We start from the raw sequence: 24,096 nt of genomic DNA on the forward strand, positions 1-24,096 counted from the left end.
TCAGCCCTTCAGCCGGAGATGGTGAAGTAGTCGACGTCGAACGCGGAGTCCCCCACGGCGCCCGGACCGGTGAAGGTCAGGAACAACGGCCCGGTCGCGGTTCCGGTGAGGGTCGTGGAAACCGTCTGGAACGTCTCCCACCCGCCGGTGACCGGCACCGCGACCGAACCGAGGACCGTCCCGGTCTGGGAGCCGGACCTGATCTGGATCGCGCCGCCCGTCCCGGCCGAGGACACCGAGGCGCTGAACGTCCGGACGCCCGCCGTGGTCACCGACGAGTACCCGGCCCAGTCGCCGGTGTTGATGTACCCGGCGGTCGCGCCGCCGCTGGCCGGGGCGTGCGGAGCCGCCTCCACGCCGCCGGTCGAGGTGAACGACTCGCCCTCGATCCGGCTCCCGTTCGTGGTGAACCTGACGGAGTCCACGTCGAACAGGTTGCCCTGCCCGGTCACGCCCTTGAACACCAGGAACAACGTCGTCGACCCGCTGGGCCGGTTGGTCAGCGCGGTGCTGACGTTGACGAAGGTGTCCCAGTTACCGGTGTTGCCGACCGCCATCGAGCCGAGCAGCGTGCCGGTGGCCGAGCCCGCGCGGACCTCCAGCGTGCCGCCCGGACCGCCGGACGAGACCCGCGCGGTGACCGAGATGGCGTTGGCCAGGACGTAGGGCGTGAAGGAGATCCAGTCGCCGTTGTCGGTGTAGCCGATCGTCTTGCCGCCTTCGGCGGTGGCGTGGTCGGCGACCTGGATGCCCTGCTGCGCCCCGAAGTGCTCGCCCTGCCGGTGCCTGGGCTGGAGGATGCTGACACCGTGGGACGTCAGCCCCGCGTTGTCGGTGTACTCCGCGTCGAAGACGCCGTAGATGTTCGCCGCCGCGTCGTGCTCACCGTCGACCGGCACCGGGATCGTGCCGGAGCAGCCGGTCTTCTGGGTGATCTGGTGGCGGTGTGCGTCGTGGCCGAGCAGGTAGGTGACCTTGACCCGTGCGCAGTCGACCGGACCGTCCTCCGGGTCGCTGGCGCTCACCTGGAACGGGACGGTGTCGCCGAAGGAGAACAGCGCGCCGTTGCCCGGTAGCTGGAGGTTCACCGTCGGGGCGGTGTTGCCCGCCGTGACCAGCACGCTCGCCGAACCGGTGAGCCCGGTCGGGTCGGTGACGGTCAGCTTCGGCGAGTACGACCCGGCCGTGGTGTAGGTGTGCGACGGGTTCGCGGCGGTGGACGTGCCGCCGTCGCCGAACTCCCACCGGTAGGTCAGCGCGCCGCCCTCGGGGTCGGCGCTGCCCGCCGAGGAGAACGCCACGGTGAGCGGGATCGCGCCGGACACCTTGTCCGCGGCCACCTTCGCGGTCGGCGGCCGTGGCGTGTTGCCCTTGTAGTCGATCCGGTACAGGGCCTGGTCGTTCGCCCCGGTGCCGTAGTCCAAGACGTAGAGCGCGCCCTCCGGGCCGAAGTTCATGTCCATGACCTGCGTGCCGCTCCACGGGAACGCCTCGATCGCGCCCCGCGAGCCGTCGGCGTTGACGCCGATCGCCTTGATCCAGCGGCGGCCGTACTCGCCCGCGAAGTACTTGCCGTCCAAGGACTGCGGGAACTTCGTGGTGGAGTTGAGGTTCGGGTTGAACCGGTAGACCGGACCGCCCATCGGCGATTCCGAGCCGCTGCCGAACTCCGGCGGCGACCCCTCGTCCCCGGCGTACTTGATCCACGCCGCGCGCGGGACCGGCAGCTTCGCCAGCCCGGTGTTGCGCGGCGAGGTGTTGGTCGGACCGGTGGCGCAGTCGTACTTCGCCCCCGACGGCCCGCTGGGGAAGGTGAACCGGTTGTACGTCTCGGTGGTGCTGTTCGAGCCGGTGCAGTACGGCCAGCCGTAGTTGCCCGCGCTGGTGATCCGGTCGAACTCCACCTGCCCGCTCGGTCCGCGGTTCGCGTTCGTCACGCCCGCGTCCGGCCCGTAGTCGCCGAGGTAGACCACGCCGGTGGCCTTGTCGACGTTCATCCGGAACGGGTTGCGGAAGCCCATCGCGTAGATCTCGGGACGGGTCTGCGCGGTGCCCGGCGCGAACAGGTTGCCGGACGGGATCGTGTACGTGCCGTCGGCCTGCGGTTTGATCCTCAACACCTTGCCGCGCAGGTCGTTGGTGTTGCCCGAGGTGCGCTGCGCGTCGAACTGCGGGTTGCGGCCCGTGCGCTCGTCGATCGGCGAGTAGCCGTCGGAGACGAACGGGTTCGTGTCGTCACCCGTGGTCAGGTACAGGTTCCCGGCGGCGTCGAAGTCGAGGTCGCCGCCGACGTGGCAGCACTGCCCCCGGTCGTTCGGCACCCGCAGCACGATCTTCTCACTGGCCAGGTCGAGGGTGTTGTCGGTCTTCAGCACGATCCTCGACAGGTACAGCTCGCCCTTGAACGGCGCGAACTGCGCCTCCGTGCCGTCCGTCGGCGCGTCACCGTCCGGTGTGGACAGTCGTGGCGAGTAGTACAGGTAGAGGTAGCGGTTGGACGCGAAGTTCGGGTCCGCCACGACGCCCTGGAGGCCCTCTTCGTCGTGGGTGTAGACGTTCAGCTTCGCCGCCACCGTCGTGGAGTTGCCCGCGGCGTTGGTGACGCGGACTGTGCCGTCGCGGGCGGTGTGCACCACCGACCGGTCGGGCAGGACGGTGAAGGACATCGGTTCGCCCAGCTTCGCCGAGCCGACGGCGAGCTGGACCTGTTGGTAGTCGGCGGCCGGGATGTCGGCCTTGGCGGGGACGGGGACCAGCAGGGAGGCGATCAGCAGTGACGCGCCGAGCGCCCGCGCCCACACCGGTGGGGGTCCGGACATGGCAGGGTTTCCTCTTCCGGCAGGGGGAACCGCCCGGCGACCGGGTGGTGCCCGGCCGTCGGTGGTACCCGGGAAACGTGCGGGTCGGTGCTCGTGCAAGCGACGTCGACTGGGGCTCGTGGCCGTTCGACGCCGTGTTCGCGGAGGGGTCCGGGTGCGTCCGGACCGCCGAAGGGGCGGTCCGCGGGTGCAGGTCCGCGGCCGGTCAGGACTTGGTCGAGCTGTTCCCCGTGTCGCGAGTCGACGAGCGGGCTCATCCGCCCACCTCCACCAGGCCGAGCGACCGCAGCTCGTCGCGCACCCAGCCCAGTTCCGCCGCCAGGCCCTTGACGAGGCCCGCTTCGCCGACCGGCCGGTCGGGCAGCACCTGCCACGTGTACGTCTCGACCTCGACGTGGTCGGTCCACGCCCGCGCGCCGCCGAACAGCTCCCGCAACGTCGCCCGCAGCACGTCGCGGGTGGTCGACAGCGGCGGGCGCGGGTCGGCGTGCAGCGGCACGTGGAGGTGCACCCGCCACGGCCTGTGCCCTGGCAGCCCACCCCAGAGCGCCGCGTCCAGGTCGTCGACGCCGTACGGCGCGCCTTCCCTGGTCTGGTGCAACGACCTGCGCTCCACGAGGGTCGACAGCGCGTACCGGGTCGCCGGGTCGCGCGGGTTCCGGACGTGCAGCGCGGCGGAGGCCTGCACCTTCACCACGGGCAGGCCCGCGGCGGTCAGCGCGTCGAGCGCCCGTGCCGGGTCCTCGAACGCGACCGCGAGGTGGCAGGTGTCCAGGCAGACCCCGAGCCTGGTGGTGTCGGTGTCGCGGAAGTGCGTCACGGCCTGACCGGTGTTCTCCACGACGCAGCCGGGTTCGGGTTCGAAGCCCACCCTGACCGGCCGGTCGAGCCGGGACAGCCCGTCGGCCAGCAGGTCGAGCTGGCGGGCTGCGCGGATGGACCGGGAGGGCGTCCACGGGTCGCGCCAGCCCAGCGGGAGCGTCGAGACGCTGCCGCGCACCGCGTCATCGGGCATCAGCGCGGTGAGCAGCCTGGCCACGTCGAGCGTGTAGCCGGTGCGCCGGGGATCGGCCCAGTCCGGGTGGTACACGGCGTGCTTGGCCCCAGGGGCGTGGAAGCCGCGGTATGGGAACCCGTTGAGGGTCACCACCTCCAGGCCTCGGAGGTCCAGTTCGGCCCGCAGCTTCGCCACGGCGCGCGGGTCGGCGATCAGCTCGGACGCGACCGGCCGGGCGAACCAGAGCCCGAGGCCGAGCCGGTCGACGCCGAGGCGCTCGCGCACCGGCTCACCGAACCGGCTGAGCTGGTCGAGCACCCCCGCCAGGTTCTCGGCGGCGTGGACGTTGGAGCAGTAGGCGACGTGCACCGCGGTGCCGTCGGCGTGGCGGAACCTCACGGCTCGCCCCCGTCCGCCGGGCCGGGACCGCTCGTCGCACCCCTGGGGAACGCCAGGGAGTCCCACGCCGCGCGCCCGTCGGCCGGCCGCGACCACGCGAGGACGTCCGGCACCTCCGCGAGTCCGGCGATCCCGTCACCGGAGCACGGCGCGGTCATCGCGGTAACTCCTTCCCGGACGCCGTTCGGGACACCTGGCGCGGCACCGGGTCACGGGCCGCCGCCAGGTGCGCCGAGCAGGCGGTCGCCGAACGACCGCCGTGCGACGCGCCCCCGAGCACCGGAGGGGACGCGCCTGCTTTTCCGACGACCGGACCGGTCGCCGACCCCTCCGCTCCGACGCATCGCGTCCCGGTCATCGCGCCCTACTCCTGTCGCAGGGCGGGCAGCGGACCGGACAGCGCGGCGATGAGCGCGTCGGTGTCGCGCACGAGCACACCACCGACCTCGGACACCTGGACGACCGCGAGCGCGCGGAACGTGCGCAGCTCGGCGATCGTCCTGGCGTCGTCGCCGTTCGCCTCGGCCTTGCGCACCTCGGTCAACCGGGTCTGGAGCGCGGCCGCGTCGGCCTGGCTCAGCCACCCGGTCACCTGGAAGCGGGTGATCAGGTTCGCCACGTCCCGGCTGGACGTGGTCACGCCGAAGGTGATCTCCTGCGTGGTCCGGTTGCCCGCCTGGTCGGTCGCCGCGACCACCAGCCGGTGGATGCCCAGCGACAGCTCGTAGAGCGGTTGCAGCGCACCGGATCGGTAGACCTCGCCGTCGAGCCTGCCGACGGTGGTCCGCACGCCGGACGTGCTGTCGACGGCCTGCCAGCCGATCCGCAGGTCCTGGCTGTCGCCGTGGATCCGGCCGTCCGCGATGCCGGAGACCAGCAGCACCGGTGCCGTGCCGTCGATCTTCACCGTCGCGGCCCTGTCCGCCTCCACCGCGCCCGCGCGGTCCCTCGCCCGGTACAGCAGCGTGTGCGTGCCCTCGCCGGTGACCACGACCGGTGAGGTGTAAGCCGTCCAGGCGCCGCCGTCCAGCGCGTACTCGACCGACTCGACACCCGAACCGGCGTCGGTGGCGGTCAGCGCGACCGGGACCGCGCCCCGGTGCCACCCGCCGTCGCCGGGGTCGGCGAAGGTGGCCCTGGTGGACGGCGCGACCGTGTCGACCCGCACGTCGAGCGTTCTCGCGGTCTCGGTGTTGCCCGCCCGGTCGACGGACCGGTACCAGACGGTGTGGCCGCCCTCCGCGACCGCGACGGGAGCGGTGTACGGCGACCAGGGCCCACCGTCCACCGTGTACTCGGTGCGGTCGAGCGCCCGGTCGTCGGTCGCGGTGAGGACCACCGAGACCGGGCCGGTGAACCAGCCCGCCGGACCGGGCGCGGGCGGATCCGTGGCGGCGACCGTGACCGGCGGGGTCGTGTCCACGGCCTGGCCCCACGTCGGGTGGAAGAAGTCGAACCTCGCCGTCTTCGAGGCCGTCTGCCCGACGCCGAAGGCGTAGAGGCCCACCTTCGCCGAGCCGACGGCGGTGTTGACGACCGCGCCGACCTCCGTCCACGCCACACCGTCGGAGGACGCGTAGCCGCGGAACTCGGTGCCCTGCCTGGACAGTCGCAGCCACCGGACGCCCTGGTCCGCGACGATCTCCGGCTGCGGGTCCTGCACGACGTCGCCGATCTCGCCGCGCAGCTCGATCCGCCTGCTCACCGGCTGCCCCGGCTGGTTGGTGGTGACGAGGTCGAGCTTCACGTAGTCGCCGTCGTCGGCGTAGGCGATCAGGCCGCCCTGCTGGTAGGCCTCGTCGAACGCGCTCCCGTCGATCTTCGTGTCCAGGGTCCAGTCACCGGCGGGAGGGGTCTGGAGGATGAAGTTCCTCGGCGCGGAGTTGTCCCCGCCGAAGATGTCACCCCGGCTCGTGTCGATCTCCAGGTTCCCGCCCGCCAGCCGCGTGGCGGTCGGGTCCGGCCGCACGACGGTGTCCCACCGGCAGGTGTCCAGCGAGGGGCCGTCGAACTCGTCGGCGCCCGGCGTGCCCTGCTCGAGCTGGAACCAGTCGAACGCGGCGTCGACCACGGGCCGGTTCCCGGTGCTGGCCAACGACATCAGCCCGATCCGCGGGTTCGGGATGCCCGCGATCAGCTTGTCCACCTGCGGCATGGGCGTCCACGTCACGCCGTCGCGGGAGTGCGCGGCGGTCAGCCTGGTGCCGTCGCTGGTGAACCGGACGTGCGCGGTGTCCGGGTAGGCCGCGCCGAGCGGCGGGGTGTTGGAGTCCCCGACCTCGTTGGGCACTCCCCGTTCCTCGCGGATGAACTGGAACCGCCGGTTGGCCGCGTCGTTCGTCCCGGCGGCGCTGAGCACCACCTTGGCGTAGTTGTCGTCGTCGCCGTAGAGCACCAGACCGGCCTGCTGGTAGGCGTTCCGGGCGACCAGGCTGACCTTCGTGGTGGCCTGCCACGGACCGGACGGCATGGGCTGCACGACGATGTTCGGCACCGGCGTGCTGTTGTCGCCGCCGTAGATCTCGCCGGTGGCGGTCGGGATGTGCAGCGCCCCGCCCGCGAGCCGGAGGTCCTGGTCCTCCCGCACGACCGACCAGCGGGAGCGGTCGAGCTGGGCGTCGCCGAACGCGTCGGACTTGCCCGAGAGGCAACCCGGACCGGCACCGTCCACGACGACGTGCACGTGCCGCGTGCGGGCCGCGCCCTTCGAGTCGGTCACGGTGACGGTGGCGTCGTACTCGCCCGGCTGCTGGTAGGTGTGCTCGGCGTCGGCCGTCGTCGGCTTCGGCGCCCCCGCGACGCCGAAGTCCCACGCGTAGGTGAGCGGGGTGTCGCCCTCGGGGTCGGTCGCCGTGGCGTGGAAGGCCACCGCCAACGGTGCCACGCCGCTGGTCGGGGTGGCGGTCGCGGTGACGTCGGGCCGCTGGTTGAGCGTCACGCCGCGACCGAGGAAGTCGACCCAGTTCACGTTGACCAGGCCGCCGCCGTCGTTGCTGCCGTCGGGTTTGCGGACCACGAAGAACAGCGGACCGCTGAGGGTGGGCGGCGGGCCGAGCCGCACCTCGAAGTCGCGGTAGCTCTGCCAGCCGCCGGTGGCGGGCACGTCGACCGCGCCCAGCAGCGGGCCGTCACCGGAGATGGCCCGGACCTCGATCCGACCGCCGCCCGACCCGGACGCGGCCCGGAAGCGGACGCCGTCGATGCCGGACAGGCTGATCGGGTCGAACGTCCAGTAGTCCCCGTCCTCGATGCCGCCGATGTCCTGCCCGCCGCCCAGCGGGTCGGACGCGTCCTCCCGCACCAAACCGGCGTCCCCGCTGCCCGTGCCGCCCGTCACCCGGCCGGTGGTCGTGAAGTACTCGGCCTCCTTGCGCTTGGTGTGCAGCACGACCTGCGCGCGGCCGGTCAGCGGCCGGGCGCCGTCCGCGCCGCCGTGGTCGGTGTAGGAGGCCTCCAGGACGTAGAAGATGTCGTCGCCGTCGCTGTGGCCGGACGACAGGGTCGTCTGGACCTCGCCCTCGCACCCGGTGTACTGGTCCAGCGGGTGCCCGTGCGAGTCGTGGCCGAGGATCGCCTGGAGCCCCACCTCGGAGCACGCGACCGTGCCGTCCTCCGGGTCGGTGGCGGTGATCGAGTACCTGATCCGGTCGCCGAACTCGAACAGCCCGCCGTTGGGCGGCAGGACCAGCTCCACGGTCGGCGCGGTGTTGCCGACGGTGATCGGCACGCTGGCACTGGCGGACTTGCCGCCCGCGCCGGTCACGGTGAGCGTGGCGGTGAAGTTGCCGACGGCCGGGTAGGTGTGGACGGGGTTCGCCTCGGTCGAGTCGACCGCGCCGTCGCCCTGGAAGTCCCAGGCGTAGGTGATCTCGCCGCCGTCCGGGTCGCGCGAGCCGTCGCTGGAGAACCGGACCTCCAGCGGCGCCGGGCCGTTGGTCCGGTCCGCGCTCGCCTTCGCGACCGGCTCGCGGTTGCCCCGCACGTAGTCGATCCGGTAGATCCCGGAGTCGGTGTTGTCACCGCCGAAGCCCGAGCCCCACTCGATCAGGTACAAGGCACCGTCCGGGCCGAACTCGAAGTCCATCGGCTTCTTGAAGCCGAACGACGGGAAGATCCGGTTGACGTCGACCAGCTCGCCGCCGTCGGGCGTGAGCTGCATCGAGTACAGGTCGTCCTGCGTCCACTCGCCGAAGACGGCCTTGCCGTCCCAGTAGGCGGGCCACTTGCGGTCCGACGCCAGCTCCGGGTCGTACCGGTAGGTCGGGCCCGCCATCGGCGCGCCGCCCGCCAGTTCGGGGAACGCCGGGTCGGGGTTGTAGTGGTAGTAGGCCGTCGCGGCGAGCGCTGGCGGCAGGTCGGTCAGCCCGGTGTTGTTGGGCGAGGTGTTCTTCGGCGCGGCGCAGTCGAACGCGGCACCGGACGCGCCCGTGGCGAAGTCGTGTTCCACGTAGGGCTTGTTGTTCCCCACGCAGTAGGGCCAGCCGTAGTTGCCCGCCCCGTTGAGGATGGTCCACTCCACGGTGTTCTCCGGGCCGCGGGTCGGCGAGGCGGTGCTCGCGTCCGGCCCGTAGTCGGCGACGAGCAGCTTGTGCGTCTTCGGGTCCACCCCGACGCGGAACGGGTTGCGGAAGCCCATCGCGTAGATCTCCGGCCGGGTCTTCGCCGTGCCGGGCGGGAACAGGTTGCCCGCGGGCACGGTGTAGGTGCCGTCGTCCTCCGGGTGGATGCGCAACACCTTGCCGCGCAGGTCGTTCGTGTTGCCCGAGGTGCGCTGGGCGTCCCACGTGGACCGGCCGGAACGCTCGTCGATCGGCGTGTAGCCGTCGGAGGCGAACGGGTTGGTGTTGTCGCCGTTGGCCAGCCACAGATCACCGGTCGACCGGTCGAACGCCATGCCGCCGCCGTGGTGGCAGCACTCGGCGCGCTGCACCGGCACGTCCAGCACGACCTCCTCGCTGGCCGGGTCGAGCGTGTCGTCGGCGCGGATCGTGAAGCGGGACAACCGGTCCACGTCGACGCCCGGCGGCGAGTGGTAGAGGTACACCCACCGGTTGGTGGCGAAGTCGGGGTCGAGCGCGAGCCCGAGCAGGCCGCTCTCGTTGGCGGTGAACACGTCCAGGCGTCCGACGGTCGCCAGGCCGCCGCCGTTGGGGCGGATGACCTTGATCTCGCCGAGCCGGTCGACGTAGTAGACCCGGCCGTCCGGCGCGACCTCCAGCATCATCGGGTTGGAGGTGTTGTCGTCCAGGGTGACCTTCTCGAACCCGCTGTCCAGGTCGGCCGCGCAGTCGGCCTGCTCGACGCCCGCCGCGGTGCGCAGGCCGCCGAGCAGGTGGGCCAGGAACAGCGGGTCGGAGAACGACTCGGCGGTGTGGCCGAGGCCGGTGTACCAGGACCGGCCGCCGTCGTGGTCGCGACACCAGGAGATCGGGTGGTCCGCGCCCATCGTGCCGCCGGTGTAGGTCTTCTCGTCCAGCGACGCCAGCACGTGCGAGGTGCCGCGCGGGTTCGTGCGGAAGTCGTACCACTCGTCGGAGCGGCTCCACCGGCTCGGCAGGCCCGCCGTCGACGGGTGCGCCGGGTCCTCGACCTTCACGGTCGCCCGCTGCGGCGCGGGGTGCTGCTTGAAGTACGCGCCCACGAGTTGGCCGTACCAGGCCCAGTCGTACTCGGTGTCGGACGCCGCGTGCACGCCCGCGTACCCGCCGCCGTTCCGCACGTACCGCTCGAAAGCGGCCTGCTGCGCGGGATCCAGCACGTCGCCGGTGGTGGACAGGAACACGACCACCTGGAACCTCGCCAGGTTCTCGTCGGTGAACGCCCCCGCGTCCTCGGTCGCGACCACGTCGAAGTGGTGCTCGACGCCGAGGGCCTGGATCGCCGCGACGCCCGCGGGGATCGAGTCGTGCCGGAACCCGGCCGTCTTGCTGAACACGAGCGCGCCGAACTCCGCGTGCCTGGCCGACGAGCGCGCGAGCGCCGACGCCGTGCCGCCGCCGAAACCGATCAGCGCGGCCAGTACCAGGACCAGTACCCGTCGAACCACAACCCAACCCCTCCCTCGGAGCGTCCGGACAGGACGGTTCGCTCCCCCGTCACCCGCTGCCGGTCGCGCTGACCCGTGCCGCGGACCGGATCGGCACGATCGCCGGGTCGTCGAAGACCGCCTCCAGCGCCGCGTTCGCGCCACCCCGCGAGGCGGCGGCGAAGCCGAGCGTCGACAGCTCCACCCGGCAGCCGCCGATGTCCGGCGCGATCACGCGGGCCCGCAGCTCGGCCCTCATCGGGCCGAGCAGGTACGGGCCCAGGCAGGCGAAGTAGCCACCGAGGACCACCGCCCGCGGGTTGACGAAGTTGATCAGGATCGCGGCGCCGACGCCGAGCCCGGCGCCGACCCGCTCCAGCGCGTCGAGCGTGCGCCGGTCACCGGTCTCCGCCCGGCAGCGGATCATGTCGAGCCGCTGGTCGAGGCCGAGCGCCGGGTCGCTGACCGGGTCGTCGGCGTCCGCGGCGAGCCGGAGCATCCCGGCCATCCCGACCAGCGTCTCCCAGCAGCCCCGACGGCCGCAGCCGCACTCGTGGCCCGCCGGGTCGAGCTGGATGTGCCCGACCTCGCCGGAGAACCCCTCAGCGCCACCGAGGAGCCGCCCGCCGGAGATCACCCCGGCCCCGACGCCCATCCCGCCGGTCAGGTGGACCAGGTCGGCGGTGCCCGCGACGCCGCCCATCGCGTGCTCGCCCAGCGCCGCGAGGTTCGCGTCGTTGGCGACCCGGATCGGCATCGGGTGCTCGGCGAGCGGTCCGGTGAGCCGGTCGGCCAGCCCGCGCACCACGGGCACGTCCCGCCAGCGCAGGTTCGGGGCGAACGCGACGACCCCGGCCGCCACGTCGACCAGCGCCGGGATGGCGACGGTCACGCCGACGGGCAGCACGTCGCGGCGCTCGCACTCCCTGATGGCGCGGGAGGTCAGCCCTGCCACGGCGTCCAGCACGTCCTCCGGCGGCAGCGACGGCACGTCCAGCGCGACGCGCTGCTCGAAGAGCACCGTGCTGGTCAGGTCGAGCACCACCGCGGTCAGGTAGTCGACGTTGACCTCGACGCCGATCCCGCCGACGCACCGCCCGTCCAGCGCGACGTCCTTGCCCGGCCTGCCGACCGCGCCCGCCCGGTGCGGCTCGCCCTCGCGGACCAGGCCGCGGTCGACGAGTTCGGCGACCAGGCTCGACACGGTGGCCTTGTTCAGCCCGGTGTCGGCCGCGATGCCCGCTCGGGAGCGGGAGCCGCGGGCGCCGAGGTGCCGCAGCACCAGCGCGAGGTTGCTGCGGCGCACGGCGGCCTGGTCGGCGGGCTGCGCCGAGGCCAGAGATCGGAGGACTGGGGAAGGGTGCACGGTCACCGCCGGTTAGTCGGTCGGATCAACGAATCGCGCCACTCGAATGCTTGTCAACTACCGATTTCGTGCGGGTAACGACCCGTGAATTAAGGCTCAGCCGGTCCCGCACAAGCAACAGTTCACGTCCCCATGTCCCACTAATGGAGTAGTCATTAGCGTGCCGCCGGACGTACGGCGACCGCGGACGTCCAGAACTAGTCCACCCAGCCCAGCACTCCTTGCTCCATCGGGAATTTCCGGTCGTCAGACTGCTTGACGCGGTTCTGACCACGCGCTATACAGGATCGATTAGGCTGGGCACTGGACTAATTCGACTCGACAGAAAGCGCGCCAACGCATTGTCGTGCCGCCTATTGACAACGATGTCACCATTTCCTGGGACTTCCATGCCGTCACGAATTCCAGCCTTGCGCTCCGAACTCCCACTCGTCGCGGCCACACCGGGCTTGCCAGCGGTCCCACAACCCGGCCCAGAACTCTCGACGCACCCGTCCGACGTGGTGGAGCCCTTCATTAGCACCGGCGGTGGAGGCCAACACGTCGGATCGATGCACACCTCCCCGGCGCAGTCGCCCCGACCGGAGCCGAGGAGGTGGTCGGCCCCACTCCGCGCTGTACCACTCCCCGACACGGGGTCGCACGGCACCGTGGTTAGCGCTTACCAGTTCGCGGTGACCGTGACGAATCAGTCGGGCAACACGTGGAGAACGGTTTCGGCAACGGTGCCCGACGCGGGTCTGGCGCACCGACGGGACGACCGGACGGATTTTCGACTCGCCCCGGCCGGTCCGGTCACCATTCACCAGGTCACGGCCCACCTCGGCCGACCGGGAACGCCGCCGGTCGGCCCGCGCGACCGGTAGCACCTGGTCAGGGAGGGTCACAGGTGGTAGAAGAACACCTAGCGACTGCTCCAACCGAGGTCAGGGCCATGCCGGAAAAACTGGTGCGAACGAACCAGTCCCACCCTGCGTATCTAACCAAGACACCGGCGTACCACTTCATCACCCGGTTGTGGCACGATTCCGGCCACCACTCGCGCCGGCAGCGCATGACGGAAGGAGCCAGGTGAACGCCCGTACCGAGCAGGTCGACGATCTCCAGCTCGTCGCGCTACCCAGCGCGGTGAACTGCGCTGAACTCTTCGCGCGGTTCTCACTGGCCGAATGGTCCTTGCGCCCCATGCAGGACGAGGCCGCGCACGTGCTGGGCAACCTGGTCGCGTCCGTCGTGGACACCGCCAACCACCGGGCGCCCCGGTTCATCACCCTGCGCCTGCGGCTGTCCGGCAACATGCTGATCCTCGAGGTCGAGATCGACCCGTACGCCCCGAAACCCGCGCCCACCAACGCGCTCAAGGGCAGGCACGCGGGCATCCTGCAACTGGACGACGGCTGCACGCTCCTCTGGTGCGAGATGCCGCTGCCGACCGGCATGACCGCCTCGGCCGTCCCGCTCCCCCGCCGCGAACCCCGCCGCTCCCCCGCGGCCGAGGGCCTGCCGCCGGAGGCCACGGAGGTCGACCCGCAGGTCATGGAGCGCCTGCTCTACGGCCTCGGCGGTTCGCAGGGCTGGCAAGCCGACTAGACCGCTCCCCACCCGTGCCCGTCTCCGACCTCGTCGGGGGCGGGCACGGGTGTGTTCTCACCCCCGCGCGGCGTAGGACTCCAGGTGGGCGGCGGCCGTGGCGGCGCCGCCCGCGTCGTGGAACGCGGCCCGGACGCGGCCCGCCGCCGTCCGGTAGGCGGGGTCGTCCAGGACGGCGTCCAGCGCGGCGCCGATGTGCCTCGCCTCCGCCAGCCCGAACCGCACCTGCACGCCCGCGCCGACGCCCTCCACCTGGGCGGCCACGATTGGCTGGTCGTCGCGGATCGGGGCGACGACGAGCGGCAGCCCCTGGTTCAGCGCCTCGCAGACGGTGTTGTGGCCCGCGTGGCAGATCACCGCGTCCACCGACCCCAGCAGCTCCAACTGCGGGACCGCGGGCAGGACCAGCACGTCGTCGTCGGACGCGCCCACCTCGCCGGTCGGGTCGACCACCACGGCCTGCACGCGGGACGAGCGGGCCCGCACCGCCTCGACCGCTTCCTTGAGGAACCGAGACCCGGCGCCCACGCTGATCGTGCCCAGGCTGATCAGCACCAGCGACCGGTGCGGGTCCAGCCGGTCCCACGGGAAGTCCACGGCGGACGGTCGGGGGTGCAGCGACGGGCCCACGTAGGCGATGGGTTCACGTCGGGGGATCGGGCCGACCAGGTCCTCGGTCGTGTAGGCCAGCACGAGGTCCGGCGAGTACCTCAGGTCCGCCGACGGTCCGCCGTAAGCCTTGCGCAGCCCGGCGAACAGCCCCTGGAGCCAGTCGAGGACCTTCGGCAGCCCCGCCTCCATGTCGATCAGCTCGGCGGGCGTCGTGGCCGACGTCGCCCACGGCAGCCCGGCGGCCCCCGCGACCAGCGCGCCCGCCAGCGCCTGCTGGTCGGCCACCACGACGTCCGGCGCGAACTCCTCCACCGCCGCCCGCACCCCCGGCACCATGGCGTGCGCCAGCGGTTCCAGGAACTCCTCCCACATGACCTTGATCGACCGCATGCTGCGCACCTCGGGCCCGCGCTCGGTCCAGCGCTCGGCCGCCGGGGGCACCGCGCAGTCGAACACCACCGCGTCCGGGCCCAGCGCCGGGCGCAGCAGCGGCTCGTACCCTGCCCACGCGACGGTGTGGCCGCGCTCCACGAGCCGGGCGGCCACCCCGATCGTCGGGTTCACGTGACCGGTCATCGGCGGCACCACGAACAGGAACCGGCGGGCCACCCCGTCCCCACCGGACGGGGCAGGCGGCCGGACCGCGAGCGGGTACGACGGCGGCGGCGCGAGGACCGGGTCGGCGTTGGCGCGCAACTGCGCCACGACCTCGTCCACCAGCGTCCCCACCCGCAGCGAGATGAGCTGGTCCAGGTCGAGGCCCCGGAGGAACGAGAACACGTCCACCCGGCCGCCGTAGAACGCGCCGAGCTGCCCCAGCAGCACCGGCAGGTCCGTGCCGATGCTCTCGAACTGGAGGTCGGTGTGCAGGTCGGTGTCGCGGGTGATCGACCCCGCGGGCACGCCGTAGTCGCCCAGCACGCGGACCAGGATCTCCGCGACTTCGCGGTGCACGACTTCGGGGTCCACGGTGGTGGGCATCAGGTCCTCCGGATGGGTGGGGGAAGTGGGTGTCGACGCGGTGAGGACCGGTCGACCGTCCTGGGGGTCGACGACGTGCCAGCGCCCCCGCACCGGGTCGCCGTCGATCCGGCTGGTGGTGGGCGGAGGACCGTGCGGCACCAGCCTGGTGATCCGCAGCACCCGGCCCGGTCGCACGCGCAGCACCGACCGGACGATGTTCTCCAGCGCCGCCAACGGGAGCGCGAGCGGCGGGGTCAGCGGGACGGTCCACAGGTCGGCGGGCGTCGGCTCGCGCACCACGGCGGTCCGGTCCACCGGGCCGGGGCCCTCGTGCCAGGTCGCGACCGGGATGACCGCGCCCAGCCAGCGGCCGGGCCCCGGAACGGCCGCCTCGCGCGCGGCGCGGACCGCGACCGGCGGGCCGTCGACCGCCAGCGGCTCGTAGCCGAGGCGGAGTTCGGCGACCGGGCCCAGTCCCGGCCGGTCGTACCGCACGTCCACCACCAGTCCACCGTCCACAGTGGACAACGTGGCGGTGCGCCGCAGCCCGAGCGCTCCCCCGTCCAGCCGGAGGCCCTCCAGGCACACCGCGATGTCGCCGATCCAGGCCACCGGCGGCTCGTCGCCCGCCGGGTGGACCCACACGGCGGACGCGAGCGCGTTCTCCAGCAGCACGCCCACCGGCACGGCCGAGTGGCCGGACACGGTGAAGTCGGTGAGCACGGGCGCGCTCGCGGCGTCGAACAGCACGTCGGCGACGAACTCGACGCCCGGCCGGAAGCCGACGGGCGTGCCGAGGTGGAAGATCCGCGGGTAGACGGCGGCGAACTCCGGCACCTCGCGGTGCAGCGGGAACCCGCGCACCTGCACGGGGTTCAGCGCGCTGCCGAGCGCGCCGAGGAACGTGACCTCGCCGTGGGTGGGGGCGAGCAGTTCCGCCGACCAGCGCCGGACGCCCTCCTCCGCGCCGATGGCGGTCATGTACCGGACGGCCGCGTCGTAGTTGGTGATCAGCCCCATCCGCTCCCACGTCGGCCAGCACAGCGTGGTAACGGGGAACGGAGCGCGCGCGTCGGCCCAGAGCCCGAGCCTGGTCAGGCCGTCGTTGGCCGCCGCGTAGGCGATCTGGCCGACCATCCCGCCGAGCCGTCCGCTCATGGACCCGGTGTTGCAGAAGAACTTCAGCGGCCGGTCGCGCAGCGCGTCGAACAGGTGCGCGAAGCCGTCGACCTTGGTGGCCACGGTCTTCAGGACGTCGTCGTCCGACATCCTCGGGAGCCGGGTGGCCAGATCGACGCCCGCGTTGTGCACCACGCCGGTCAGCGCGGGCCCGAGCCGCGCCAGCAGCGCGTCGACCTGCGCGCGGTCGGTGAAGTCGCAGACCTCGTAGTCCAGGCGCAGCCCGTCGGCCCGCGCCGCGGCCACGTTGGCGGCGAGCACCCGCCGCTGGGCCATCCTGGTCGTCTCCGCGCGGACCGCGGCCAGCGTGCCCTCCGCGCTGGCCCTGATCCACAGGTCCCGCTGGTGCGCCTTGAACCCGTCGTCGTCCAGCGCGCCCCACGCGTCGTCCGGGCCGGGCAGCGGGTGCCTGCCCGTAACGACCACCCGGCAGCCGTGCGTCGCGGCCAGGGTCGTCGCGGCGGCGAACCCGATGCCCCGGCCGCCGCCGGAGACCAGCACGACGTCCGACGCGTCGAGGTCGACGGTCGGCTCCGCGCCGTCCTCACGGCGGGGCGCGAGGGTGTACCGGACGCCGCCGGAATAGCCGACCTCGTAGAGGCCCCACCGGTACAGCTCGCGCACCAGGATCGACGGCAGGTCCGCGACGTCGGCCGGGTCGACGTCCACGACCTTGGTGTTCAGGTTCGGCAGTTCCTGGTGCAGCGTCTTGGCCAGCCCGGCCCACAGCCCGCCCCACGGCCGGTCGCTCACGCCCCGGTACCCCATCCGGCCACCGAGGTAGGTGACGGCGACGTAGCAGGTCCTGGCGGCGTCGGTCTCCTCGGACCAGGCGTCGTAGCAGCCGCGGATCGCGCCGATCGTGCGCAGCAGGGCGGGCCACCAGTCGGCGGAGAACCCGGCGTCCAGGGTGAGGTCGACGATCCCGTCCGGCCGGTCGTCCGCGTCGCGCAGGTGCCCCTGGCCGACGAGCACCACGCCGTGCGAGACCAGTTCGGCCCCGACCGCCGCCAGCGTCTCGTCCGTGCCGCCGATCAGCAGGATCCGCTTGCCCGCCAGCGCTTCCGCGGGCGAGGGGTCCGGTGTGGACGTCCGGCGCGGATGCCAGGCGAACCGGCGGGTGCTCACGACGGCACGCGGGACGCGGTCATCAGCACGTTCGGCATCGGGCGCAGCGACGCCTTCGGCCACATGCCGATCGGCCTGCCGGGCGTCGAATCCACCCGCACGCGCCCCACGACGGTGGCGACGACGAGCTGGACCTCCATGAGCGCCGCCTCGAATCCGATGCACTTGCGGGCTCCGCCCCCGAACGGGTAGTACGCGTACTTCGGCCGGTCCGCGACCTGGTGCGCGGGGCAGAACCGCTGCGGATCGAACGCTTCCGGGTTCTCCCACAGGCTTCGGCTGTGCTGCGTCACGTAGGACGACAGCAGCACCGAACTGCCCGCCGGGACGTGGTAGCCGCCGATGGTGTCGTCGGCGACCACGTCACGGGGATAGGACCACACCGCCGGGTAGAGCCGCAACGACTCGGACACGACCTGCTTCAGGTACGGGAGGTCCGCCAGGTCGTCGACGGTCGGCGTCCGTCCACCCAGGACCTCCGCCACCTCGGCTTCCAGCCGCCTGCGCACCTCCGGGTGCCGGGACAGGGCGTGCAGGGTCCAGACGATGCTGCACCCGGTGGTCTCGTGGCCCGCGAGGAACAGGGTCTTCAGCTCCGCCAGCACGGCCTCGCGCGGCCACGGATCGCCGTGCTCATCGCGGGCGGCGAGCAGCGCGGACACGACGGTGTGCTCCTCGACCTCACCGCGCACGTGCCGCTCCACCACCTCGTCCATCACGCGGTCGAGCGTGGCCCGGTGGCGGGTGGAGGTCCGCCGGTAGCGGGTCGGCACCCAGCGCGGCAGCAGTTGCGACACGGAACCGCTGCGCAACACCGCCTGCATGGCGAACAGGGTCGCGGGCTGGAGCTCGGCGGAGTACGGCCTCAGGTCGACGCCGAGGAACATCTTCCCGAACACGCCCATGGACAGCGTCATCACGTCGTCGGTCACGTCGACCACCTCGCCGCGGTCGGCCGCGCCTTCCCACCCGGCGACCAGGTCCTCGGCGCACTCCGTGATGGCGGGCGACTTCTCCACCAGCCGGGGCTTGTGGAAGAACGGCTGGCTGACCTGTCTGCGCTCGCGCCACTCCGCGCCGTCGGTGGTGAGCATCCCGCGGCCGAAGAACAGGTCGAAGTTGCCGTAGAACTTGCCCCGCACGTAGTTCTTCGCGTTGTCCTGGAGGATGTGCTTGACCGCGTCGGGATCGCTGACCAGGTGCACCACGAACGGGCCGAGCGAGATCCGCACGATCCCGCCGTGCTCCTGCTCCATCGCCGTCACGAACCCGATGGCGTCGCGGTCGAAGCGGCCGAGCTGGCTGCCTTTCGGGCCGGGCGCGATTACCTGGTCAGCCACCGGGGTTCTCCTCGTGGACGGTCACGCCTGCGTCAGCGCGGCGGTGAGCGGGTCGACGTGCCCGAGCGCGGTCGCCTCGACGTCGTGGATCTGGGCCACCACGCGGCCGTCGGCCGTGGTGGCGACGAACCGGTTGACCGGCGCGGACCGGCCGACGGTCGACTCGGCGGGCGTGGCGTACAGCTCCAGCCCGCCGTGCCGCACGACGAGGTCGTGGTCGTCGGCCCGCTGGTAGAGGTCGATGCGGCGGATGGACACGGGGACGGCCACCGGCAGCAGGCCGTCGACCGGGGCCAGCGCCTCGGTGCGGATCATGGCGTCGAGCAGCACGGCGGGGACGCCGTACCCGGACGGGCGCGTGGCGGTGGGCGCGAACCTCGCGCGCTTGCCCTGCGGGTGCCAGCGGGTGTCCGTGGTGGCCACGAACGGTCCGGTCAGCAGCACCGGCGAGGACGCCAGGTGGTACGGGTCGGGCAGGGCGACCTCGTCGTCCTGCGGCCACGCCTCCCAGTGCGGCGCGCGCGGGAACTCCCGTGCGAGGCGCACGACGACGCTGCTCAGCAGCCGGTCCTCGACCAGCGGGACACCGCCGGGCGACACGACGTCGACGGTGATCCGCACCCGCACCGTCGTCACGCCGTCGCCCTGCTCCAGCAGGCGCGCGGAGATCCGCTTCGGCCCGGCGGGCCGTGCCTGCACGAAGTGGTCGAACCGCAGGTCGGTGAAGCCGATGACCTCCTGGTCCGGCACGAGCCGCGCGGCGGCCTCGGCGGCGAGCGCGGTGACCCAGCTCGCGGGCACGGTGGGCGTGCCCCGGACCAGGTGGTGCGCGACGTCCGGGACGGACTCGGGGTCGAACTCGCGCACGACCTCGGTCGGCGGCCCCAGGTCCGCGGATTCGAGGTAGCCGGGGTACAGCTTCCGGCCGAGTTCCAGCTCCGCGTCGCCCATGTGCAGCACGAACGGGTGCCGGTTGGCCGCGTGCAGCTCGCGGACGAAGTGCCGGACGCCCTCGCTGATCGCCATGTGCGTGTACAGGCCGCCGCGCTTGAAGTACGAGCGGGCCAGCGCGTCCGCGCCGATGCCGACGCCGTCCCACAGGGTCCAGCCGACGGTGAACTCGTCGGTGCCGGACAGGGTGGCCGCGTGGTCGGCCGCCGAGGCGAGGAAGTCGTTGCCGGAGCCGTAGTCCAGCTCGCCCGCGAGGCCGAAGTGGCCGAGCAGCGAGCCGAAGTTGCACCACAGCGCGGGCGGCCGGGTCCTCAGCGCGCTCTTGAGGTTGCGGTAGCCGTCGACCTTGAGGTCGCGGATGGCGCGGAACTCGGCGAGGTCCTTGTCCGGGATCAGCGCGGACCGGTTGCGGCCCGCCGCGTTGATCACCAGGTCGATCCGGTCGTGCGCGGCGAGCACGGCGGCGACGGCGGCCTCCACCGACGCCGGGTCCGTCACGTCGCAGGTGAGGTAGGTGACCCGGTCCGCGCCGCAGTGCTCGACCATCTCGGCGATGTTGCGGTGCGCGGCGCGGGCGTCGACCATCCGGTCGAACTCGCGGTTGAGCCCGGCCACCAGCGCGCCGCGGCGGCCTGCCAGCTCGGCGCGGATGAAGTGGCTGCGCCCGGCGGCGAACTCCTCGTCGGTGCCCTCGAACACCTCGGGGCCGTAGCGGTCCAACGGGTTGCTGCCCAACAGGTACAGCCGCGGCCGGAACGTGCGCGCCAGCTCCTTGACGACCTCCGCGGTGATGCCGCGCGCGCCGCCGGTGGCCAGCACGACGGAGTCCTCCGACAGCAGCGCGCCCGCCGGGTCGGGCAGGTCGACCGCCTCCGGCACGAGCACCAGCGTCTTGCGCACCGTGCCGCCCGCGGGGTCCGCGTCGAGCACCACGACCGGGTACAGCCGTTCGGCGGCGCTCTCCCGCTCGGTCCGGCGCACGGCCGCCGCCAGGTCCGAGCCCGCGGTGAACAGGCCGAACGTGTGGCAGCGCGGCAGCTCGTGGAAGGTGCACTTGACCAGCGCGGCGAACAGGCCGTGCGCCGGGTGGTCGCGGCCGTCAGGCCTGGCGCCGAGCAGCAACGAGAGGAACGAGCTGTCGCCCGCGGCCAGCACGTCGTAGCGCTCCTGCACCACCAGGAACGCCGCCTCGTGCAGCGCGGTGAGCCGGTCGTCGCCCGCGAGCACGGCGGCCGAGGTCGACACCGCGCCGAGGTCGGCGACCAGCCGCAGGTGCCGCGCGGACGACCCGGAGAGCAGGCTGCGGACGGCGAGCGGGGTGCGTTCGGTCAGCTCGTGCCAGCCCGCGCGGGCCTCGCGCAGCGGCCGGGTGGAGATCACGACGGCGTGGTCCGGCACGTCGACCGAGGCGAGCAGGTCGGGGTCGTCGGTCAGCACGACCACGCCGGGCGGGAAGAACGGGATCTCGGGGCGGACGTCGCGCGCGGGCGCGGGCCGCAGTTCCGGCACGTACCGGCTGACCTCCGGGGGCGGGGCGTCCGGGTCGGTGAACTCCGGCGGCAGCAGACCGGCGGCCTTCTCCGCCACCGTCAGGTCCACGCGCACGCCGTCGCACACCACGCTCACCGGACCGGCGGGCCCGGTCAGCGCGCGGGCCAGCGCCACCGCCCCCGCCGCGCCCGTGTAGCGGGAGTACTCCGCCGCGTCGACGGTGCGGCGGGCGTCGCCGTGCGCGTCCACCGTCGCCAGCACGGGCAGGCCGTGGGCCGCCGCGGTCTCCTCGGTCGTCAGCGCGAACAGGAAGGCGCCTTCGGCGAGTGCTTCGCCGGGGCTCACCAGGTCGCCGAGCAGCGCCCGGTACTCGGGCAGCGCGTTGCCGTTGAACCCGCCCACCAGCGCGAAGTCCAGCTCCCCCGCCGCCAGGTAGCGGTGCGCCACGTCCAGCGCGCTCAGCGCGGAGGACAGGCCGGAGTCCAGGGTGATGTTGGGGCCGTTGAGGTCGAAGTAGTTGGCCGTCCTGGCCGAGATCACGTTCGCCATCATGCCGGGGAACGAGTCCTCGTTGGACGGTGGCACCAGCCTGCGGACCCGCGCGGACAGGGCTTCGGTGAACTCCGGCGGCAGGCCCAGCGCGGGGTCGGCCGCCAGTCCGGCGGCGATGTCGTCGAGGTAGCAGCGAGTGGCGTAGAGCATCGCCGAACGGGTCGGGCCGAGGTTGCCGACGACCACGCCCGCGCGTTCCGCGCCCTTCTCCCACAGGTCACCGAGCTGCTCGCGCAGGTCGCGGGCGCAGTGCAGGGCCATGAGCTGGCACCGGTCGACCGTGCGGACGGTGGAGGCGGGCAGCCGGACCTCGGCGAACGGCGGTGACGGGTAGAACTCGCCGAAGCTGTCGTCCGGCGCGCGGCCCCCGTGCAGCCAGCGGACGACGTCGTCCGAAGTGGACAGTCCGGGCAGGTGGCCGGACCAGCCGACCACGACGACCGGCCGGTCGGTGTCGGGCGCCGTGCGCGCAGGAGCGCCGGGGACGTGGTCGCGGAGCAGCACGTGGGCGTTGGTGCCGCCGAACCCGAAGCCGGACACCGCCGCCGTCCTGGGGGTCGCCCCGGCGCGCGGCCACGGCCGGGCGGCGAGCGGCACGGTCAGGCCGGTCTCGGCCATCCGGAACTCCTCCGGCGCGGCGGAGAACCGGTGCTGCGGCGGGATGGTCTCGTGCCGCAGCCCCAGCACGGCCTCGATCACCGACACCACGCCCGCGGCCCACCCGGTGTGGCCGATGAGGGACTTGTTCGACGTGACCGCCGTCGGTCCCGTGGTGCCGAAGTGCTTGCGCAGCGTGGAGAACTCGGCCAGGTCGCCCGCCGGGGTGCCGGTGGCGTGCGCGAGGACCCAGTCGACGTCCTCACCGCCGCGCTCGCGGCCAGCGAGGGCGCGGCGCACAGCCAGGTCCTGCCCGTCGGCGTTGGGCGCGTAGACGGCCTTGCCCCGGCCGTCGGACGACGAGCCGACCGCCTCGACCACGGCCAGCACGCGGTCACCGTCGGCCTTGGCGCGGCTGAGCTTCTTCAGCACCACGACCGCCGCGCCGTCGGCGAAGACCACGCCGTCGGCGTCGGCGTCCATCGACCGCACGTCGCCGCGGCTGGACAGGCCCTGGAGCTTGGCGAAGAGCACCGTGCCGCGCGGGGCGAGCGCGAACGCGCCACCGCACACGGCCACGTCCTGCTTGCCCATCAGCAGGCCCTTCACGCCGATGTCGATGGCGTACAACGAGGACGAGCACGCCGTGTCGACCATCGTGGTCTCGGTGCCCTCGGGCAGCAGGCCCTTCATCGCGAGCGCGGCGACCCGGTGCGGCAGGAACCGCGACGGCTCCTCGACGCCGCGCCAGTACCGGGTGCGCAGCGCCTCCGCGACACCGTCGTGCAGTGCGCCCCGTTCGACGTCGGTCAGCGGCAGCTCGGCCAGCACCTCGGCGGACAGCCCGGTGGCCGCCGCCAGCACGCCCGCCTCCTCCAGGTGCTGGCTGCCGTCGGCGGTGTAGCCGACGAGGAACGAGAAGCGGTCGTCGCGGCGGGTGGTGACGCCGTCGAGCGCCTGCACCAGCGAGTGCCGCAGCCAGCGGGTCGTCAGCTCGTCGTCGGCGTGCCCGGACGGCACGCCCGCGCCGTCGGCGGGCGTGAAGCCGGTGATGAAGACGCCGTTGTCCTGGTAGCCCTTGTCCTCGCGGGAGTGGTCGGGCGAGTGGAAGCTCGCCCGTTCCCAGCGGTCGTCGGGGGTGGGCGTGAACAGCTCCGCGCCGTCCAGCCGCAGCCGCCAGAACTCGTCCGGCCCGTTCGCGCCCGAGACGGCCATGCCCATGCCGACGATCGCGATCGTGTCGTCGTGGTCGTCGACGGGGTCCGGTTCCGCGACGGGCGGCTCCGGTGTCGCGACGGGCCTCGTCCGCCGCGGCGCGAGGGTCGCGGCGCCGAGGCTGAGACCGCCGTCGGCGAGGATGACCTGGCCGGTGATCCACGCGGCGTCGTCGGAGGCGAGGAACGCCACCACGCGGGCGAACTCCTCCGGTGTGCCGAGCCTGCCGGACGGGGTGGCCTCCGCGATGACCCGCTGCATGTCCCGCGCGTCGGGGAACTGGTCGGCCACGTCGCTCACGAGCATCGCGGCCGACGCCGCGTTGACCCGGATGCCCAGCGGGGCGAACTCGACCGCGAGGTAGCGCATGGCCGCCTCGGCCGCGGCCTTCGCGGGGGCGCAAGCAAGGTAGTTCGCCATCACCATTTGGGAACCACCGAGCGCGGACACCGTGACGATCGACCCGCCGCGACCGGCCATCAGGGGCACGGCCAGCCGGGCGCACCGCAGTCCGCCCTTGAGGTTGGTGTCGAGCGCCCGGTCCAGCAGCTCGTCGGTCACCTCGTCGACCGGGACGAGCGCTCCGTCGGCCGCGTTGTTCACCAGGATGTCGAGGTGGCCGAATCTTTCGCGGATCTCGTCGAACAGCCTGGTGGTCTGATCCTCCCTGGCTATCGAAGCGCGCAGGAGGTCGACGCGGGCACCGGTCGCCTCGAGTTCCGCCCTGGTCCGCTTGGCGGCGTCGTGCGAGTGGAAATAGTTGATCAGAACGTGGGCGCCGCGGGATGCGAGTTCCGCGGCGATGGCCTTGCCCACTCCCCGCGCGCCGCCCGTCACCAAGGCGAGTTTCCCGGTGAGCTCACGCATAGTGC

10 protein-coding genes are annotated in these 24,096 nt (G+C 72.8%); 1 reads left to right on the forward strand and 9 read right to left on the reverse strand.

The genetic code is table 11. The annotated features are described in order from the left end of the window. Positions 1 to 8 precede the first annotated feature (8 nt). The 6 genes from NZH93_RS29355 to NZH93_RS29380 all read right to left on the reverse strand — a co-directional run bounded on the left by NZH93_RS29355 (position 9) and on the right by NZH93_RS29380 (position 11,612). Complete coding sequence (locus NZH93_RS29355) at positions 9 to 2,819, reverse strand: carbohydrate-binding protein (protein ID WP_259626477.1); 2,811 nt, start codon at positions 2,817 to 2,819, stop codon at positions 9 to 11. A 253-nt stretch (positions 2,820 to 3,072) separates the two neighbouring features. Further along, positions 3,073 to 4,215, reverse strand: coding sequence for a metabolite traffic protein EboE (gene eboE, locus NZH93_RS29360; RefSeq protein ID WP_259626478.1), 1,143 nt, complete (start codon positions 4,213 to 4,215; stop codon positions 3,073 to 3,075). Further along, complete coding sequence (locus tag NZH93_RS29365) at positions 4,212 to 4,373, reverse strand: hypothetical protein (RefSeq protein WP_259626479.1); 162 nt, start codon at positions 4,371 to 4,373, stop codon at positions 4,212 to 4,214. The genes eboE and NZH93_RS29365 overlap by 4 nt, the downstream gene beginning before the upstream one ends. Beyond that, positions 4,370 to 4,573: a hypothetical protein gene (locus NZH93_RS29370; RefSeq protein WP_259626480.1), complete on the reverse strand. Its 204-nt coding sequence runs from the start codon at positions 4,571 to 4,573 to the stop codon at positions 4,370 to 4,372. The genes NZH93_RS29365 and NZH93_RS29370 overlap by 4 nt, the downstream gene beginning before the upstream one ends. Positions 4,574 to 4,579: 6 nt before the next feature. Next, entirely contained in the window at positions 4,580 to 10,261 is a 5,682-nt protein-coding gene (locus NZH93_RS29375) for a ThuA domain-containing protein (protein WP_259626481.1), read from the reverse strand. A 49-nt stretch (positions 10,262 to 10,310) separates the two neighbouring features. Further along, positions 10,311 to 11,612, reverse strand: coding sequence for an ROK family transcriptional regulator (locus tag NZH93_RS29380; protein WP_259626482.1), 1,302 nt, complete (start codon positions 11,610 to 11,612; stop codon positions 10,311 to 10,313). A gap of 1,065 nt (positions 11,613 to 12,677) precedes the next feature. On the opposite strand from NZH93_RS29380, the gene NZH93_RS29385 reads away from it, so the two are divergent. Continuing rightward, complete coding sequence (locus tag NZH93_RS29385; protein WP_259626483.1) at positions 12,678 to 13,196, forward strand: ATP-binding protein; 519 nt, start codon at positions 12,678 to 12,680, stop codon at positions 13,194 to 13,196. A 57-nt stretch (positions 13,197 to 13,253) separates the two neighbouring features. Here NZH93_RS29385 and NZH93_RS50860 read toward each other — a convergent pair whose 3' ends face one another. Genes NZH93_RS50860 through NZH93_RS29405 form a run of 3 tightly spaced genes read right to left on the reverse strand, consistent with a single transcriptional unit; the run spans position 13,254 to position 24,091 of the window. Then, positions 13,254 to 17,078, reverse strand: coding sequence for a KR domain-containing protein (locus tag NZH93_RS50860; protein WP_308214253.1), 3,825 nt, complete (start codon positions 17,076 to 17,078; stop codon positions 13,254 to 13,256). Then, complete coding sequence (locus tag NZH93_RS29400; RefSeq protein WP_259626484.1) at positions 17,075 to 18,418, reverse strand: cytochrome P450; 1,344 nt, start codon at positions 18,416 to 18,418, stop codon at positions 17,075 to 17,077. The genes NZH93_RS50860 and NZH93_RS29400 overlap by 4 nt, the downstream gene beginning before the upstream one ends. A gap of 21 nt (positions 18,419 to 18,439) precedes the next feature. After that, entirely contained in the window at positions 18,440 to 24,091 is a 5,652-nt protein-coding gene (locus tag NZH93_RS29405; RefSeq protein WP_259626485.1) for an SDR family oxidoreductase, read from the reverse strand. Positions 24,092 to 24,096: the final 5 nt, after the last annotated feature.

The sequence above is a fragment of the Umezawaea endophytica genome (genome assembly GCF_025061645.1).
GTDB classification, from domain to species: Bacteria; Actinomycetota; Actinomycetes; order Mycobacteriales; family Pseudonocardiaceae; genus Umezawaea; species Umezawaea endophytica.

Bases quoted from the DNA above. Each gene is read 5' to 3' on its own strand.
- NZH93_RS29355 (WP_259626477.1), bottom strand. From the start codon at position 2,819: ATGTCCGGACCCCCACCGGTGTGGGCGCGGGCGCTCGGCGCGTCACTG.
- NZH93_RS29365 (WP_259626479.1), bottom strand. From the start codon at position 4,373: ATGACCGCGCCGTGCTCCGGTGACGGGATCGCCGGACTCGCGGAGGTG.
- NZH93_RS29405 (WP_259626485.1), bottom strand. From the start codon at position 24,091: ATGCGTGAGCTCACCGGGAAACTCGCCTTGGTGACGGGCGGCGCGCGG.
- NZH93_RS29370 (WP_259626480.1), bottom strand. From the start codon at position 4,573: ATGACCGGGACGCGATGCGTCGGAGCGGAGGGGTCGGCGACCGGTCCG.